This is a genomic window from Curtobacterium sp. Curtsp22, from assembly GCF_059492135.1.
Map to the genome: position 1 here is coordinate 1,364,920 of NZ_CP168519.1, position 15,840 is coordinate 1,380,759.

14 protein-coding genes are annotated in these 15,840 nt (G+C 71.8%); 5 read left to right on the forward strand and 9 right to left on the reverse strand.

Annotated elements, in window-relative coordinates; translation table 11 throughout:
- Positions 1 to 48: 48 nt before the first annotated feature.
- From ACEN8D_RS06440 to ACEN8D_RS06470, 7 genes are all read right to left on the reverse strand, one after another.
- The gene (locus ACEN8D_RS06440) at positions 49 to 861 is read right to left on the reverse strand and encodes a hypothetical protein (protein ID WP_413399529.1); all 813 of its coding nucleotides are present in this window, start codon (positions 859 to 861) and stop codon (positions 49 to 51) included.
- A gap of 216 nt (positions 862 to 1,077) precedes the next feature.
- Positions 1,078 to 2,712, reverse strand: a complete 1,635-nt coding sequence (locus tag ACEN8D_RS06445) for an inositol monophosphatase family protein (protein WP_495601205.1) — start codon at positions 2,710 to 2,712, stop codon at positions 1,078 to 1,080.
- Positions 2,709 to 3,794 carry an ABC transporter ATP-binding protein gene (locus ACEN8D_RS06450; protein WP_413399876.1) on the reverse strand — a complete coding sequence of 362 codons (1,086 nt, stop codon included), beginning with the start codon at positions 3,792 to 3,794 and terminating at the stop codon, positions 2,709 to 2,711. The genes ACEN8D_RS06445 and ACEN8D_RS06450 overlap by 4 nt, the downstream gene beginning before the upstream one ends.
- A 104-nt stretch (positions 3,795 to 3,898) precedes the next feature.
- The gene (locus ACEN8D_RS06455; protein ID WP_413399877.1) at positions 3,899 to 4,711 is read right to left on the reverse strand and encodes an ABC transporter permease; all 813 of its coding nucleotides are present in this window, start codon (positions 4,709 to 4,711) and stop codon (positions 3,899 to 3,901) included.
- A complete protein-coding gene (locus ACEN8D_RS06460; protein ID WP_413461816.1) occupies positions 4,708 to 5,739 on the reverse strand; it encodes an ABC transporter permease in 1,032 nt (343 codons plus the stop codon). The genes ACEN8D_RS06455 and ACEN8D_RS06460 overlap by 4 nt, the downstream gene beginning before the upstream one ends.
- A complete protein-coding gene (locus tag ACEN8D_RS06465) occupies positions 5,736 to 6,893 on the reverse strand; it encodes an extracellular solute-binding protein (protein WP_309778952.1) in 1,158 nt (385 codons plus the stop codon). The genes ACEN8D_RS06460 and ACEN8D_RS06465 overlap by 4 nt, the downstream gene beginning before the upstream one ends.
- 413 nt (positions 6,894 to 7,306) lie before the next feature.
- A complete protein-coding gene (locus tag ACEN8D_RS06470; RefSeq protein ID WP_413461647.1) occupies positions 7,307 to 8,257 on the reverse strand; it encodes a hypothetical protein in 951 nt (316 codons plus the stop codon).
- Positions 8,258 to 8,378: 121 nt separating this feature from the next.
- On the opposite strand from ACEN8D_RS06470, the gene ACEN8D_RS06475 reads away from it, so the two are divergent.
- The gene (locus ACEN8D_RS06475; protein ID WP_413399656.1) at positions 8,379 to 8,855 is read left to right on the forward strand and encodes a DUF3054 domain-containing protein; all 477 of its coding nucleotides are present in this window, start codon (positions 8,379 to 8,381) and stop codon (positions 8,853 to 8,855) included.
- Entirely contained in the window at positions 8,852 to 9,865 is a 1,014-nt protein-coding gene (locus ACEN8D_RS06480) for a LacI family DNA-binding transcriptional regulator (RefSeq protein ID WP_309778949.1), read from the forward strand. The genes ACEN8D_RS06475 and ACEN8D_RS06480 overlap by 4 nt, the downstream gene beginning before the upstream one ends.
- Before the next feature lie 267 nt (positions 9,866 to 10,132).
- Here the strand turns inward: ACEN8D_RS06480 and ACEN8D_RS06485 are convergent, their stop codons facing one another.
- Both ACEN8D_RS06485 and ACEN8D_RS06490 read right to left on the reverse strand, forming a co-directional pair.
- A complete protein-coding gene (locus tag ACEN8D_RS06485; RefSeq protein WP_070416650.1) occupies positions 10,133 to 10,783 on the reverse strand; it encodes a spermidine/putrescine ABC transporter substrate-binding protein in 651 nt (216 codons plus the stop codon).
- A gap of 71 nt (positions 10,784 to 10,854) precedes the next feature.
- Positions 10,855 to 11,796: a DUF3097 domain-containing protein gene (locus ACEN8D_RS06490; protein WP_413461646.1), complete on the reverse strand. Its 942-nt coding sequence runs from the start codon at positions 11,794 to 11,796 to the stop codon at positions 10,855 to 10,857.
- Positions 11,797 to 11,876: 80 nt separating this feature from the next.
- On the opposite strand from ACEN8D_RS06490, the gene ACEN8D_RS06495 reads away from it, so the two are divergent.
- From ACEN8D_RS06495 to ACEN8D_RS06505, 3 genes are all read left to right on the forward strand, one after another.
- Positions 11,877 to 12,926, forward strand: coding sequence for a zinc-binding dehydrogenase (locus ACEN8D_RS06495; RefSeq protein WP_413399662.1), 1,050 nt, complete (start codon positions 11,877 to 11,879; stop codon positions 12,924 to 12,926).
- Between the two features lie 155 nt (positions 12,927 to 13,081).
- A complete protein-coding gene (locus ACEN8D_RS06500; protein ID WP_309778946.1) occupies positions 13,082 to 14,323 on the forward strand; it encodes an ROK family transcriptional regulator in 1,242 nt (413 codons plus the stop codon).
- 158 nt (positions 14,324 to 14,481) lie between these two features.
- On the forward strand, positions 14,482 to 15,840 hold the full coding sequence (locus ACEN8D_RS06505) for an extracellular solute-binding protein (RefSeq protein WP_413399663.1): 1,359 nt from the start codon (positions 14,482 to 14,484) through the stop codon (positions 15,838 to 15,840).

The following is a 15,840-nucleotide window of genomic DNA, read 5'->3' on the forward strand; positions in this document are numbered from 1 at the left end:
CTTGTCGAGCATGGAACATATCAGGTGGTCGGTACCGACCGTGACGCGCTACACGTCGAAGTCACCACCGAAGTCGCTGAAGCCACCGCCGAAGTCGGATCCGCTGTCGCCCCAGCCCGCACTCTCGAACCCGCCGCCGTCGGGCGCGCCGCTGTCGGACGCGCCTCCGTCACCGGAGTCGGCACCAGTGTCCTCCGAACCACCGTCACCCGCAGCATCGGTACCGCCGTCGAACGATCCGGGGTCCGGCAGGAAGGCGCTCATGATGGCCGAACCGATCACGTAGCCGGCGACCGTCCCGAGGATCGAGGCGCCGATCATGCTGCCGAACGAGGGACCGGAGCGCTGCCCGGCACCGCCGAACATCCCGCCGCGACCGTTCCCGACACCGCCGAGCGAGCGCTCCATGAACCCGGGCTGCCGGATCTCCGAGCGCGTCGCGGCCTGGGCCAGGGAGCGCGGGTCGTCGCCGCGCGGGGCCTCGCCGGCCGGCGCGGACCGGGTGAACTCGTCGTAGACCATCCGGCGCTGCTCGTCCGTGAGCTTCGCGAAGGCCTCGGCGTGGACCTCCTCGATGCGCTCCGGCGGGGCCGTGCGGAGCAGGTAGCGGTAGCGCTCGACCGCACGCTCGTCGTCGGTGGACGCCTGCTGCCCACCGGTCGGGCCGCCGCCGCCCCACTGCGGCGTGCCGTACTGTCCGCCGGCCGCCGGCGCTCCCGTGGGCGCGGGCTGGTGGTAGGACTGCTGGCCGTAGCGGTACCCCTGCTGCTGCGGTTGCTGCGGCTGTCCCCACTGGTTCTGCTGCGCGGCGCCGTTCTGGTCGCGCTCCGGACGTCCGAGCAGGCGGTCGAGGAATCCCATGGTCGATGCTCCTTCGGGTGCGCCCCGCCGGCGGCGGAGCAGTGCGGCCCGCCTTGGGGCGGTGCCGTGGACTGCCACCCTAGGGAGCGCCGGCGACCACTGACTGAACGCCCGCACAGAGTCACCCGAGAGCCGGCGGTTCGTCACGCGCCCACCTGTGGGCCGGGAGGCGCGGGTCGGGCCCGCACCGCGCCTCCAGACCCACAGGGGTGACGCTCAGACGGCGGCGAGCGCTGCGGTCCACACGGCGTGCAGTTCGTCAGCCGCACCCGGGTGCGCCACCAGGAACGGCTCCCCCGCCGGCGGGAACCCGTCGACGGGGCCCTCCCGGGTCAGCACGACGCCGCCGGCCTCGTGCACGAGCAGCACCGCAGCACCGTGGTCAATCGGGTCGAACGCCGACACGCACCCGCCGATCCCCCGCCCGGCCGCGACCTGCGCGATCGTCAGCGTCCCGGACCCCTGCACCCGCAGCGTGCACGAGCGGGCCGCGAGGGCGTCGAGGAACGCGCCGAACCCGGGCCACGGCCGGTGCCCGTCGAGCTCGGTGCCGACGACGGCTCCGGCGAGTGCCCGCGGGGCGTCGTCGAGGCGCAGCGTCCGGTCACGGAGGGTGGCTCCGCGGCCGCCCCGGGCCTCGAGCACCTCACCGCGCCACGGATCGGCGACGACGCCGACGAGCGGACGACCGCCGCGGGTGAGACAGAGCGACATCGAGGTCCACGGCACGCCGTTCGCGAGGTTCGTCGTGCCGTCCACCGGGTCGAGGTACCAGCGGTGCCGGTCACCGGGTGCCGCGCCGTACTCCTCGCCGGTGAACCCGTGGGTCGGGAACACCGTCCGGACCCGGGAACGGACGTGCTGTTCGAGGAGCCGGTCGACGTCGGTGACGAGGTCGGCCGGGTGCGCCTTCGTGGTGACCTCGCCGACGGGGTGCTCACGGGTGAAGGCGATCACCTCGTGGGCGATCCGGTGCGCCAGTGCCTGCGCGCGCGAGGCGACCTCGGTCTCCGTCGGCTCGCGGTCGCGCTCGGGCCAGCCGTCCCGTTCCGCCGCTGCGAGTGCCGCTCGGACCGCGGCGACGTCGTTCGTGGTGATCGAGTCGACGCCCGCCATCGCTGCCCACACGGCCGGCTCGGGGTCGTCCACGGTCCACACCGACACGACGAGGCCGAGGTCGTGCGCGGCCCGGACGGTGCGCGGCGTGAGGAACGCGACGTCGAGGTTCAGCGTCGAGGGCGCGAGCGGCGCGAGGTCCTCCGCGGTCGGCGCCTCGAGCGACTCCCACGCGAGCCAGACGTCGGCGTCCGGGAGGACCTCGCGGACCGCCGCCATCGCCTCGGGCGCACCACACCACGCGACGCCGGTGCTCCCCCGGTGCGCCGCGACGGTCCGCGCGGCGACGAGGGCGTCCTCCGGGTCGGTCAGGTCGACGAGCAACGAGGTCCGGCAGCCGTCGAGCCGTTCGAGTGCGGCGTCGAGCCGTGGGATCCGGTCGAGGCCGTTGCCGAGCCGGGCGACGTCGCACCAGTCCACCTCGGACACGCGCCGGGCGTCGCCCCACATCCGGCCGAGGGTCTCGTCGTGGAGCAGCACGGCGACGCCGTCGGCGGTGCGGCGGACGTCGACCTCGATGGTGTGGGCGCCGAGGGCCTCGGCGACGGCGATGGCCGGCAGGGTGTTCTCGCGCCGGACGCGCGGCGCACCCCGGTGGGCGACGAGGCGGGGCCGACGTACGACGCGCCCGGCGCCGGGGATCGTGCCGGTACCCGCGGCGGCCGGCGCGACCGTGGCCATCGGGCCGCTCTCGGTCGCGGGTGCGTCCGCGGTCGCGGGTGCGTCCGCGGTCATCGGGCTGCCTCCACCAGGACGCCGTCGCGGTACACGAGCACGTCACCGATCCGGACACCGGTCTCAGTGCCGACCGCCGGCGCGACACCGGTCACGAACGCCCGGAGCTCGGCACCGTCGGCGGCGAGCACCACCTCGGCGAAATGGCCGCGCATGAGCACGCGCACCACCGTCGCGCGGACCGGTGACCCGTCGGTGAGCGTGACCTGCTCCGGCCGGACGAGCACGGCGTCGTCGGCCCTGGGCACCACCGACGTCGCGGCTAGGAACCGTCCGGCGACGACGCTCGTCGACCCGATGAACGACGCGACGAAGCCGGTGGCCGGACGTGCGTACAGCTCGGCGGGCGCGGCGATCTGCTCGATCCGTCCGTCGTGCATGACCGCGATCCGGTCCGAGACGCTGAGGGCCTCGTCCTGGTCGTGCGTCACGATCACGGTCGTGATGCCGAGGCGCTGCTGGATGCGTCGGATCTCGTCGCGGACGCTCACCCGGAGCTTTGCGTCGAGGTTGGAGAGCGGCTCGTCGAGCAGCAGGACGTCCGGCTCCTGCACGATCGCTCGGGCGAGGGCGACGCGCTGCTGCTCGCCGCCGGAGATCGCCGTCGGCTTCGATCCGGCGTGGTGCGTGAGCCCGACGAGCTCGAGCGCCTCGCGGACCCGCTCCGTGGCCTGCTGTCTCGGCACGCGTCGGGTGCGCAGCGGGAACGCGACGTTCTGCGTCACGGTCATGTGCGGCCAGAGTGCGTAGTTCTGGAAGACCATCGCGCTCGGCCGCCGCTCCGGGCCGAGCGTCGTCACGTCGCGGTCCCCCATCGTGACCACGCCCCCGTCGGCGGGCAGGAACCCGGCGACCATGCGGAGGGTCGTCGTCTTGCCGCAGCCGGACGGGCCGAGCAGCGAGACGAGCTCGCCCTTCGCCACATCGAGGTCGATGCCGGCGACGACGTCGCAGCCGCCGAGCGTCTTGCGGAGTCCACGGACGGTCAGTCCGCCGTCGGGCGTCGCGTCCGGACGCACGGCCGGGTCGGTGCGTGCCGGGAGGCGCGGTTCGCGTTCCGCGAGGATCGTTGCGTCCGTCATCGGGTCGCCTTTCGAGCTGGGATCGGTCCGGGACGGACGCGCGGTCGGGCCGGGACCGGTCGGTCTGGTCGGTCGGGTGGATCGGGTCGGTCGGTCCGGGCGGGTCATCGGATCTGGAACCCGTCCGCGAGTCGGCCGCCCATGATGTGCTTCCGCGCGAGCGTCATGAGGACGACCGAGGGGATGCTCAGCGCGATCGCGAACACCGCCGAGACCTGGCGTGGGGAGTTCAGCACGAGCGAGTACATCGCGGTGGGCATCGTCATGTAGGTCGGGGCTCCGACGAGGTAGGTGCCCTGCGCCTCGTCGAACGAGGCGAGGAAGCTCATCACCACGGCGACGAGGATGCCCGGCCACGCGATCGGGAACGTGACGCTCCAGAACGTCCGCCAGCGGCTCGCACCCACGTCGCGCGCCGCTTCCTCGAGGGAACGCGGTACGGCGGAGAACGCCGCCGCCGGGAGCCAGGTCATGAACACGACGCAGCCGAGGACGTGCACGATGAGTATCCCGGTGACCGTGTTCATGAGGTTCAGCGCGGTGAACATCGCGGACATCGTCACGAAGAGCCCCATCTTGGGGAAGGCGTTCGTCGCGAAGAGGCCGACGAGCACGAGCCGCCGCCCGGGGAACTCGATGCGGCTGATCGCCCACGCCGCCGGCAGGCAGATGACCGCGGCGATCGCGACCGTGAGCGGGGCGAGCACGAGGGAGTTCTGGACGGCGACACCGAGGTTCGGGTCGTCGAACACCCGCCCCCACCACTCGAGGGTCCACCCATCCGGCAACAGGTTCGGGTAGGTCCACGTCGTCGCGAACGCCCGGACGGCGAGCCAGAGCAGTGGACCGGCGATGAACACGGCGAGGACGACGGCGGCGGCCCATACGAGAGCGGTGCCGGTGAGACGACGGATCACGACCGACCCTTCTGCTTCTCGAGCTCGCTCGCGTTCGACCGGACGGTGGAGCGGAGGTAGAACACGCTGGCGGCGGCGGCGAAGGCGAAGACGACGAAGGCCATCGCGGTCGACTGCTGCGGACGGTTGTACGCCTGGAAGTACTTCGAGATGTCGACGCCGAGCATCGTCGGCGCGTTCGGTCCGGTGAAGTACGGCACCGTGAAGGCCCCGAGCACCCCGATCACGGTGAACGTCGTGGCGATGACGAGGGGCGTCCTCGCCATCGGCAGGAGCACCTGCCAGACCACACGCCACGTGCTCGCACCGGCGTCCCGGGCGGCCTCGATGAGCGCGTCCGGGGTGCCCTGCAGCGCGCCGGCGACCATGAGGACCGCGAACGGCAGGCTCGTCCACACGCTGCCGAACACGACGGCGACCAAGGTGTACCCCCAGACGGGGACGTCCACGCCGAACTGGGCGCCGAGGCTGCGGAGGAAGCCCTGGGCGTCGGTGAACGTCAGGATCGACCAGCTCGCGATGACGACGGGCACGAAGATCGGGACGACGGCGAGCACGCTGAGTGTCTTGCCGAGGAACCCGCCGCGGAGCCGCAGGATCACGGCGACGACCACGGCGAGTGACACGGTCACCCCGGTGGAGAGCGCCGTGACGCCGAGCGTCGCCGCGAGGTCCCGGAGGAACGTGGGATTGCCCAGCAGCGTGCCGTAGACCGCGAGCGAGAACCCGTGCACCGTGTCGCCGCCGATGTCCGCGAGCGCCTGGTTCAGGCCGCCGGTGAAGCCGAGGCTGAACAGCGCGGCGTTGACGACCGGGACGCCGACGAACAGCACGACGACGAGGACCGGGGCGGCGACGAGTGCGAGGCCCTGCCACCGCCGACGGCGGTCCAGGCGTTCCTGGGTGGTGGGCCGATGCGCGGTGTCCGGCGTGCCGTGGCCGCGGGACGGGGCGGCCGGGAGGCCCGGGGCGGAGTCGCCGCGGGCCTCCCGGTCGACCGCCGGGCAGTGCTGGACGGTGTCCGTCACTGCGGGACCTTCGCGTCCCACGCCGCGTTCATGTCGGCGGCGAAGTCGCTCTGGAAGCCGAGGCGGAGGTTCGAGGGGTCCGCGTCGGCGAACTGCTCGGAGACCGACTTCGGCAGCGAGTCGAGCGGGACGACCGGGTACCCGGAGACCGCGCTCGCGACGAGCTGCTGTCCCTTCGAGCTGAGGACGAAGTCGGCCAGCTCCTCGGCGGCGCGCTTCTTGGCGGCGGGCTCGGTCTTCGGGATGCCGAGGAAGCTCGCGCTGCCGGTGAACGAGGGGTCGGCGATCTGGACGGCCTTGACGGTCTTCGGGATCACGCCGGTCTTCTGCGAGGTGATGAACTGGTCGCTCCAGACGGGCGCCATCGAGATCTGCCCGCTGCCGAGCAGCTGCACGACCTGGTCGTTCCCGTTCGGGTACACGCCCTTCTGGTACGTGGAGGGCCCGAGGTCCTTCAGGGTCCGGAAGCCCTCGTCCCACTTCGACTCGAGCGACTTGTCGTACGTGGTCTGCATCGTCTTCTGCTCGGACGCGGTCAGGTACTTCGCGAGGACGGTCGCGACGAACGAGCCGCCCGAGCCGCCGGACGACGGGGAGTTGTACGCGAACTGCCCGGGGTTGTCCCGGATCCAGGAGAGCAGGTCGTCGAGGGTCTTCGGCGGGTCGGAGACCTTGTTCGAGTCGTAGGCGAGCAGGACGCTGGAAGCACGGTACGGGATCGCGCTCGTGCCGCCCTGCTGCTTCGTCGCCTCGGGGACGTCCTTGAGGTTCGGGATGCTGCTGTCGCTGACCTTCGTGAGTAGTCCGGCCTTGCCGGCGGTCGAGACGAACCCGGCGTCGACGAGGTCGTACGCGACGTCCTTGCCCGCCTTGACCGCGGTGGCGAGGTTCGCCTGGGTCTGCGCGTCGTGCTCGCCGTGCAGGTCGATGCTCGTGCGCACGGAGATCGTGGGGTGCTGCTCCTCGAAGGCGGGGATGAGTGACTTCTCCCAGAGGTCCTGGACGTTGGTGTCGCCGCTGATGAACACGGTGAGGGCGGTCGTGCCGCTGCTGGAGTCGGCGGCGTTCGAAGCGTTGGCGCTCTGCACGCAGCCGGACAGTGCGACGGTCGCGACGGCGGCGATCGCGAGGCCGGCGAGGGCTCGGGTCTTCACGGCGGTGGTCTCCCTGGGGTGTGGGGTGTGGGGTGTGGGGTGTGGGGTGCTGGGTGTGGGGTGGCTTGCGGAGTGAGTGCGAGTGTTTGCGGGAACGTTCCCGCATGTGCGACCAGTGTGACGCCGCGGGGTGAACGGCGGGTGCCGTTGGGATCGCCCGCGGATGAACTCCGCGCGGCGCGCACGGTGCCGACTCCACCGACCCGTGCGAGGTTGCCCACCCCGTGTCCGCCTATAACCTCGCACCGAGTGGCCACGTCCAACTCGACCGAATCGCCCCGCACGGTGCCGCGGCGACACCCGCAGCCGACGACCTCGCACGGAGCGACCACGCCGCACTCAGACGTCGGCCGGCGCACCGTGCGGGTTCCCCCTCGGTCCCACGAACCCACACGGTGCGAGGTCGATCAGCGTCAGCGCGACATCCGCACGCCCGCTCTGCGGAGCTTCGCGCGCAGGACCCACTCGTTCTGCAGGTCGGACCACGTCAGCCTGAGCACGAAGCGAACCTCGGGGAACGACCGGAGCCGGTCCTCCCGGATCTTCTCGGCGACCAGCGCCTGCGCGGGGGTCCGTCCACGGAGGTACTCGCTCTTCTCGTACTTCACCGCCCCGTCGAACTCGATCACGACACCGGCGTCGGGGAACCAGAAGTCCACGACGATGTCCGGCTCTCCCGCCGCACGGAAGCAGTGTTGGAGCACGGGCGTGGGCGTCCCGAACTGGTCGAACCGCGCGCGAGCGAACGACTCCCCCGGAGAGTCCGACGCGCCGTCCGCGAACTCGATCGCGCGCAGGGCACGCCGCCGTCCCTTCTGCCCTCGTCGCTTGGCCGCCGACCGCACCGATCCGCGGTCGACCCCGCGCCGGAGGACGGCGTCGAGCGCGACGACCGCATCGGCGAACGGGAGGGTGAGCGCGAGGTCGGTCGCCAGCCGGTCGAGTGCACAGAGCAGCAGTCCGTCGGGAGTCGCGACGACGGTCCGGTTCCGCTCGGGGTCGAGGTCCGCGTGCACCACGAACGTCGCGTTCGTGGTGCGGCGGTCAGCCCCGCGGGAGGTCACGTGGATCCTCACCGGCGGGGGCGTGAGGAGCGGCACGCCGAACACGACCGCCGCCGACACGTGCGACACCAGGTCGCCGGGCCGGACCCGGTCGGCGAACGCGCGCACCCGCACGTGGTGGCGGCCGGTGGCGTTCAATCCGGCCCACGCCGACGTCTCCGCGTAGAGGCCGCGTGCGACGCGGGTGAGTTCTCCTGCGGCGGCTCGGCGACGGATGACCTCGGACTCATCGGGGCGTCGTGCGGAGGTTCGGTGGGTGATGACTTCGGGGGCCGGTGCGAGTTTCAGATCGATCGTCATGCGCCGATGCTCGACAGTCGCATCCCCGAGCCGGACCCCGTCGATGACAACTGTGGATGGTCTTTCCTGCCCCGACGATGTGGACGAGCAGCCCCGGGCGCGAGACTGCGAGAATGATGGGGTGAACACACGCACCTGGGGTTGGCTCGCAGTCGTCGTCGACGTCGTCCTCATCGTCGTCTTCGCGCTCGTCGGTCGGTCGTCCCACGGCGAGGGCAGCACGGCTCTGGGGGTATGGACGACCGCGTACCCGTTCCTCGCGGGGTGGGCGATCGCCTACGTCACGAGCGGTGCGTGGTCTCGTCCGCTCCGGTTCTGGCCGACCGGCGTCGTCGCCTGGATCCTCACGGTTTTCGTCGGCATGGCGATCCGTGTCGCGACCGGCCAGGGCGACGTGGACGGCAACCCCCTGCCGATCTCCTTCGTCATCGTCGCCACGATCGTCCTCGGACTGTTCCTGGTCGGCTGGCGTGCGATCGCTCAGGGCGCCATCCGTCTCGTCCACCGACGCACACGCGCCGAAGGCAGGCCCGCAGGCCGCGGCGGTGACACCGCAGACGGCAACGGGCCGCAGGAAGCCGCAGCGTCCGACGCGTGAACGGCACCCGCGGGTCACAGCCGACCATCCTCGACGTCGCCGCCCGCGCCGGCGTCTCGAAGTCAGCCGTGAGCCGCGTGCTCTCGGGCACCGGTCGGTTCTCCGACGAGACGCGGGAACGGGTGGAACGAGCTGCCGCCGAACTCGGCTACGTGGCGAACGCGATGGCTCGGGGACTCGTGAGCGGCCGAACGCACACCATCGGCATGCTCGTGCGAGATGCCTCGTCGATGGTCTACACCGCGCTGCACGCTGTCATGGAGCGTCGCGCGTCGGAACTCGGGTACCGCGTCGTCACCACGACCGGCGTTGGTCGTGTCGAGGACGAGAAGTCCGCGCTCGCGGCGCTCGTCTCGATGCGGGTCGACGGACTCGTGGTCTGCAGCGGCCTCATGCCAGCGGCGGACATCGCCGAGTTCGCACCGCGCATCGCAACCGTCGTCGCCGGACGTCCGGAACTGCACCCGGCTCTCTCCAGCGTCTACTGCGACGAGACCGACGGCGGAGCGACCATCGCCGACACTGTCGCGAACGCCGGCCACACCACGGTCGTCGTCCTGACAGTCCCCCTCGACAACGCGATCACCCAGCACGCGCGCTCGAGCGCGATGGTCGAGCGACTCCGCTCCCGTGGAGTGCGCGTGATCGACATCGACGCGAGCTTCGTCCGCACGGCCGACGCCCTCGCCGCCGACGTCGTCGACGCCGTGGCCGAGTCCGGGGCATCGGCGGTGATGTGCCCCACCGACCGGCTCATGCTCGACGTGTGCGACGCTCTCTCCAAGCGGGGCGTGCGGGTTCCGGCGGACGTGTCGGTCACCGGCTTCGACGGGGTGTACCCGCTCGCGAACGACTGGATCGGGTTCACGACGCTCGAGCAGCCGATCGAACGGATCGGCCGGGAGGCGATCGACCTCGTCATCGGCCGCATCGACGATCCCGCTCGGCCCGTCGAGCACCGATCGTTACGCGGCACCGTCATCCCCGGGCGCACGCTGCTCCGACGCTGACCGCCGGACTCAGCACCGTGCGAGGGTGGTCGTCCGGTGGCCTGTTCATCCGGCGCGCACGGTGCGCGGTCGATCAGCTGGTGCGGCCTGCGGCGGCCGGTGCGAGGCGGGCGCAAGGGACACCGTGCGAGGTTGATCGGGCCGTGCGCCGGCCGCGGCTCGGTGCGGTGAAACAGCGACGCACGGAGTGGTCAGGCTCGCACGGCACGGCGAGCACCGCACCCGACCGCACGCAGCCCGACCCGGCCCGCCCCGACCGCACACCGGTCAGAACAGCCCGGCGCGCGGTGCCTCCGGCCCGTCGAACCCGCGGAACATGTCCGACACCAGGGCCTCGATCTGCGGCTCGACGAGGCGTTCGACCGCCTCGGCGATCCGCGGCCGGTGGTCGATGAGCGCCAGGCAGACCGCCGTGCCGGTGGAACGGGCGCACTCGTCGGAGAGGGCGATCTCGTGACGGAGCGCCGACTTCGCCTCGTCCGACAGGGGTTCGCGTGGCGCCTGCTCGTGCGCGCCCGTCCCGGTCAGCTCGCCGAGCGTGAAGAGGAACGGCTCCCCCGGTGACGGCTCCGGGTCGACGTCGAGGCCCTGGAACTCCGGCTGCAGGCCCTCGGTCGGCTGGTACCCGGCGTGACGCTTGCGTGCCGCGGCCCGCTCGAGTTCGCGCTGCAGCAGGGGCAGGTTCTTGGCGGTGTAGTCGTCGACGGCGTCCTCGATGATCGTCGAGATGCGGCCGATCAACGCGTGCTGGACGGCGTGCGGCACGTCCGGTCCGAAGCCCGCGGCGGTGGCGATCGGTGAGCCGGTGCACTTGCGGCAGATGCGTGTCCGGGGCCGCGCGGTGCCGATCTGCCAGCGGGGCAGCCAGCGCAGCCAGACCTCGACAGCGCTGCGCACGCGTCCGTCGATGCCGTCCATGCTCCAAGCGTAGGCCTGGAGGCGCGGATCACCCCCGGCATCCCGCGGAAGTCGACGAAACGGCCGGGTCGTCAGTCCGTCGGCTCGGTCACGAAGTCGATGAGCTCCTCGACACGACCGAGCAACTGCGGCTCGAGGTCGGCGAAGGTGCGCACCTGCCCGAGGATCCGCTGCCACGCCCGGGCGATGTCGGCCTGCTCGGCGGCGGGCCACCCGAGCGCCTGGCAGATACCCTTCTTCCACTCGATCGAGCGCGGGATCGTCGGCCACGCCTGGAGTCCGACGCGGGCGGGCTTCACCGACTGCCAGACGTCGACGAACGGGTGCCCGACGACGAGCACGTGCGCGCCCCACTTCCCCCGCATCACGGCGTCGGCGAAGCGGGACTCCTTCGAGCCCGGCACGAGGTGGTCCACGAGCACGCCGACACGACGGTCGCGCGAGGGCCGGAAGTCGTCGAGCACGTCGGCCAGGTTGTCGACGCCGGAGAGCTCCTCGACGACGACGCCCTCGACCCGGAGGTCGGCTCCCCAGACCTTCTCGACGAGTTCGGCGTCGTGCTTGCCCTCCACCATGATCCGGGAGGGCAGTGCCACCCGGGCGCGCTGCGACTCCACGGCGAACGATCCGGACGCGGTGCGGAGGCGACCACCGTCGGACGCGTGCCGGACCGCCGGGGCCGAGCCGCGCCTCCCGGGACCCGCGCCGTCCGCCGGACCGGCACCCGCACCGCCAGCCGGAGAGCGCCGCCCCACCGGCGCCTGCGGGCGGCCCAGCGTGACGAGCTCGCCCTCGAGCAGGAACTGCCCGCTGAAGGGGAACGACCGGGTGCGTCCCTTCCAGTCCTCGAGCTCCACGTTGCCGGCCTCGAGCCGCACCACGGCGCCGGCCCAGCCGGTCGTCGGGTCCTCGAGGACCATGTCTCGCTCGAGCGGCACCTGCCGCACCTTCTGCACCCCGCGCGAGCGCCAGTCGCCCGAGAGCACGTCACTGCCGTACCGGTCGTCGTCCACCCGCACGAGGGTACTGTCGTCCCGGGCCCGGACGACGTCAACCGGCCGCACACCCCACCATCTCGACGGAAGGCACACCCTTGCGCGCTGCGATCATCCACGCCCCGAACGACATCCGTGTCGAGGACCGCGACCAGCCCGACCTCATCACGCCGAAGGACGTCGTGGTCAAGGTCGTCGCGGCGTGCGTGTGCGGGTCGGACCTCTGGCCGTACCGGGGCGTCACGCCGACGAAGCAGCCGCGTCCGATCGGCCACGAGCTCGTCGGCGAGGTCGTCGCGGTGGGCGACGCCGTCACGGACCTGCACGTCGGCGACTTCGTCATCTCCCCCTTCACCATGAACGACGGCACGTGCCAGGCCTGCCGCCACGGCATGACGACCGGCTGCGACCACCTGTCCGGCTTCGGCGGGAAGGACGCGTACGGCGACCCCGTCGGCGGCGCCCAGGCCGAGTACGTCCGCATCCCGGACGCCTCCGCGACGCTCGTCGCGGTGCCGGGCCCGGTCGACCCGGCGCTCGTCCCCTCGCTCCTCACCCTGTCGGACGTCTTCTCCACCGGGCACCACGCCGCGGTGTCGGCAGCCGTGGGCCCGGGCAAGACGGTCGTCGTGGTGGGCGACGGCGCGGTCGGGCTGTCCGCCGTCCTCGCGTCGAAGCGGCTCGGTGCCGAGCGGATCATCGCGATGAGCCGGCACGCGGACCGACAGGCGCTCGCGCGCGAGTTCGGCGCGACGGACGTCGTCGAGGCGCGTGGCGAGGAGGGCGTCGCGGCGATCCGCGAGTTGCTCGGCGGCGACCTGGCCGACTGCGCGGTCGAGGCCGTCGGCACCGAGGAGAGCATGGACCAGGCACTGCACTCGGTCCGCCCGGGTGGCAACCTCGGCTTCGTCGGGGTCCCGCACGGGGTGCCGACGATCGGCACGCGGTACCTCTTCGACACGAACATCACCATCGCGGGCGGCATGGCCCCGGCGCGCACGTACATCCCCGAGTTGCTGCCGGACGTGCTCTCGGGTGCGATCGAGCCGGGCCGCGTCTTCGACCTTGAGCTCCCGCTCGACGAGGCGGCGGAGGCGTACCGCGCGATGGACGAGCGTCGCGCGATCAAGGTGCTCCTGCGCCCGTAGGGCCCGTCCGCGACGTCGACGTCCCGCACCGCACGTCCCGCGCCGCCCGTTCGGCGCCGCGCGTTCCGCTCCGCACGTTTCGCGGAGCGGAACGCGTGTTTCGAATCGGTAAACAAACCTTTCAGTAAAGAAGGTTGTCCGTTACAGTCCTCGACATGACCACTCGAGGACGCACCCCCGGCCAGCCCGGCCTCCTGCGTGTCCTCAACGACCGGGCCGCGCTCGAGCTCCTGCTCGACGACGGGCCGCTCACCCGCAACGAGATCGCCCAGCGCACCGGGCTCAGCAAGCCGACCGCGGCCGAGATCATCCGGCGGCTCGAGGCGGCGGCCCTCATCCGCGAAGCCGGCACCGCATCGCAGGCCGGTCGCCGGGGCCCGAGCGCGGTGGTCTACGAAGCGATCACCGACCGCGACCTCGGCGTGGCGGTCGACGTCCAGCTCGTCGACGTCCGGAGCACCGTGGTGGACGCCGCGGGCCGGACCTTCCCGGTCGCGACCCACACGATGTCCCCGGCCGAGATGCGCGCGCCCGGTGCCGACATCGTCGCCGCCGCGATCTCCCGGGCCGCGGCGGCCGCGGGCGTCGACCCGGACCTCGTCACCGCGGTCGGCGTCGGGGTCCAGGCGAGTGTCGACCACGCGACCGACACCCTCATCTTCACCGACGGCCTGCCCGGCTGGCCCCGTGACCGGGTCGCCGCGACGCTCTCCGCCGCACTCGGGGTCCGCGTCGTCATCGAGAACGACGCCAACCTCGCGGCGATCGCCGAACGGAACATGGGCGCCGGACGGACCCCCGGGTCGTTCGCCCTGTTCTGGATGGCCGAGGGCCTCGGCATGGCGCTCGACCTCGGCGGCCACCTGCACACCGGCGCGTCCGGTGCCGCCGGCGAGATCGGCTACCTCGGCGTGCCCGCAGACGCACGCTCCATCGACCCGACGGCCACGATCGTCGCTGACCTCATCTCCGAGTCCGCGATCATCGCCCTCGCCGCCGAACACGGGATCACGGCACCGGACGGCACCGCTGCCGACTGGCGCCAGGTGCTCCCGCAGCTGCCCGGGCTCCCCGAGCAGCACCCGTTCACCACCGCCCTCGGCGAGCGTGTCGGGCACAACGTGCTCCCCGCCCTCGCCGTCGCCGATCCCGAGACGGTCGTGCTGCACGGCCCGACCGGGATCGCGGGCGGCCCCGCCCTGGCCGCCGCCGTGACCGCCTGGCTCCGGACCCGCACGCGCTGGTCCACCGCCGTCGTGGCCCCCGGCGTCCCCGACACCCCCGTCCTGCACGGTGCGCGGCACGTCCTCATCGACGTCGTCCGCACCGCGCTCGCGGATCGGCTCGAGCGCATCAGCGACGATGTGCCCGCACCGGACCCGGCCGAGCGCCCCTGACCAGCACCACCCCACCCGCACCACTCGAGGCACCATCACCCGGCCCTGTCCCAGGGCTCTTCGGCGCGCCCGGAAACGACGTCGCACGCCCGGATCCGTCCGGCGTGCGGCACCGCGACCGCACCGCGTCGGAGCGAGACCAGAGAGCGAGTACCGCAGTGTCCCTCCCCCAACCGAACGTCCCGCACCGCCGGACGTTCCGCCGCATCGTCACCGCCACGGCCGTCGCCGCCGTGGGCGCCCTCGTCGTCGCGGGCTGCAGCTCCGGCAGCAGCGCCGACTCGATCGAGAAGAGCGCACCGAAGGACCTCAAGGGCGCCGTGTCCCTGTGGCACTTCTTCACCGGTCGCGAAGCCGGCGTCGTGAAGAGCGCCGTCGCCGGGTTCGAGAAGGAGAACCCCGGCGTCACGGTCGACATCCACGCCGGCCAGGACGACGAGAAGCTGCAGAAGGCGATCTCGTCCGGCCAGAACATCGACGTGGGCCTGTCGTACTCGACCGCCATCGTGGGCAGCTTCTGCTCCTCGGGCGCCTTCCGCGACCTGTCGCCGTACATCAAGCGTGACGATGTCGACCTGTCGGACATCCCGAAGGCCGTGCAGTCGTACACGCAGTACAAGGGCACGCGCTGCACCCTGCCGGCCCTCGCCGACGTCAGTGCGCTGATGTACAACAAGCCGCTGCTCGCGAAGGCGGGCATCACGACCCCGCCGAAGACGCTCGACGAGCTCAAGGCCGACGCGCTGAAGCTCACCACGTACAACGCCGACGGGTCGATCAAGCAGCTCGGGTTCAACCCGCTCATCGACTTCTACGAGAACTCCCCCGAGCACTGGGCCCCGATGGTCGACGGCTCGTGGCTCGACGCGAAGGGCAACAGCGTGATCGGCACGTCCGACGCCTGGAAGAAGCTCATCACCTGGCAGAAGGGCTTCGTCGACGAGATCGGCTACGACAAGCTCAAGGCCTTCACCTCGGGGCTCGGCCAGGAGTTCGCCGCCGACAACGCGTTCCAGACCGGTCAGGTCGCGATGCAGATCGACGGCGAGTACCGCACCGCCTTCATCAAGGACCAGAAGCCGGACCTCGACTACGGCACCGCGCCGACCCCGGTGATGGACGGCCTCGGCAACTACGGATCGACCTACATCGCGGGGAACGTGGCGGGCATCGCGAAGGGGTCCAAGCACCCCGAGCTGGCCTGGGCGCTGCTGAAGTACCTCTCGACGAACACCGACGCGCAGGTCACGATGGGCAACGGGCTGAAGAACATCCCGACGCTTACCTCGGCCCTCGAGTCGCCGAAGCTCGAGGTCGACGAGAACTACAAGACCTTCGTCGACGTCGCGGGCGACAAGGACACGATGACCTCGCCGGGCACCGCGGACGGCGCCGCCTACATCGGCACCTTCACGAAGTTCTGGCAGGCGTACCAGCAGAACGGCGGCGACCTCGACGCGAAGCTCAAGAAGCTCGACTCGGACATCGACAACGCCAACCAGCTGGCTGGTCCGTGA